The sequence below is a fragment of the Collinsella sp. TF10-11AT genome, from assembly GCF_003437565.1.
Lineage (GTDB): Bacteria > Actinomycetota > Coriobacteriia > Coriobacteriales > Coriobacteriaceae > Collinsella.
Window position 1 is genome coordinate 112,525 of sequence record NZ_QSQW01000007.1, and the last position, 1,643, is coordinate 114,167.

The following is a 1,643-nucleotide window of genomic DNA, read 5'->3' on the forward strand; positions in this document are numbered from 1 at the left end:
TTTCGCAAGGCCGCCGAGAGGCGGCCCCGAGAAATTCCTTTTCCTATCAAATAGAACCATATGAATCGAACGGAACCGATCAGCGATGAACTGAGAGGACCGGACGGGCTCGAAGCCCAAATATTTTGGACGGAGAGTTCGATCCTGGCTCAGGATGAACGCTGGCGGCGCGCCTAACACATGCAAGTCGAACGGCACCCCTCTCCGGAGGGAAGCGAGTGGCGAACGGCTGAGTAACACGTGGAGAACCTGCCCCCTCCCCCGGGATAGCCGCCCGAAAGGACGGGTAATACCGGATACCCCGGGGTGCCGCATGGCACCCCGGCTAAAGCCCCGACGGGAGGGGATGGCTCCGCGGCCCATCAGGTAGACGGCGGGGTGACGGCCCACCGTGCCGACAACGGGTAGCCGGGTTGAGAGACCGACCGGCCAGATTGGGACTGAGACACGGCCCAGACTCCTACGGGAGGCAGCAGTGGGGAATCTTGCGCAATGGGGGGAACCCTGACGCAGCGACGCCGCGTGCGGGACGGAGGCCTTCGGGTCGTAAACCGCTTTCAGCAGGGAAGAGACGAGACTGTACCTGCAGAAGAAGCCCCGGCTAACTACGTGCCAGCAGCCGCGGTAATACGTAGGGGGCGAGCGTTATCCGGATTCATTGGGCGTAAAGCGCGCGTAGGCGGCCCGGCAGGCCGGGGGTCGAAGCGGGGGGCTCAACCCCCCGAAGCCCCCGGAACCTCCGCGGCTTGGGTCCGGTAGGGGAGGGTGGAACACCCGGTGTAGCGGTGGAATGCGCAGATATCGGGTGGAACACCGGTGGCGAAGGCGGCCCTCTGGGCCGAGACCGACGCTGAGGCGCGAAAGCTGGGGGAGCGAACAGGATTAGATACCCTGGTAGTCCCAGCCGTAAACGATGGACGCTAGGTGTGGGGGGACGATCCCCCCGTGCCGCAGCCAACGCATTAAGCGTCCCGCCTGGGGAGTACGGCCGCAAGGCTAAAACTCAAAGGAATTGACGGGGGCCCGCACAAGCAGCGGAGCATGTGGCTTAATTCGAAGCAACGCGAAGAACCTTACCAGGGCTTGACATATGGGTGAAGCGGGGGAGACCCCGTGGCCGAGAGGAGCCCATACAGGTGGTGCATGGCTGTCGTCAGCTCGTGTCGTGAGATGTTGGGTTAAGTCCCGCAACGAGCGCAACCCCCGCCGCGTGTTGCCATCGGGTGATGCCGGGAACCCACGCGGGACCGCCGCCGTCAAGGCGGAGGAGGGCGGGGACGACGTCAAGTCATCATGCCCCTTATGCCCTGGGCTGCACACGTGCTACAATGGCCGGTACAGAGGGATGCCACCCCGCGAGGGGGAGCGGATCCCGGAAAGCCGGCCCCAGTTCGGATTGGGGGCTGCAACCCGCCCCCATGAAGTCGGAGTTGCTAGTAATCGCGGATCAGCATGCCGCGGTGAATGCGTTCCCGGGCCTTGTACACACCGCCCGTCACACCACCCGAGTCGTCTGCACCCGAAGTCGCCGGCCCAACCGCGAGGGGGGAGGCGCCGAAGGTGTGGAGGGTGAGGGGGGTGAAGTCGTAACAAGGTAGCCGTACCGGAAGGTGCGGCTGGATCACCTCCTTTCTAGGGAGATA

1 rRNA gene is annotated in these 1,643 nt (G+C 64.3%); it reads left to right on the top strand.

From position 1 onward, the window contains the following. Window positions 1-126 precede the first annotated feature (126 nt). Window positions 127-1,632, top strand: a 16S ribosomal RNA gene (locus tag DXC99_RS06460). Window positions 1,633-1,643 lie beyond the last annotated feature (11 nt).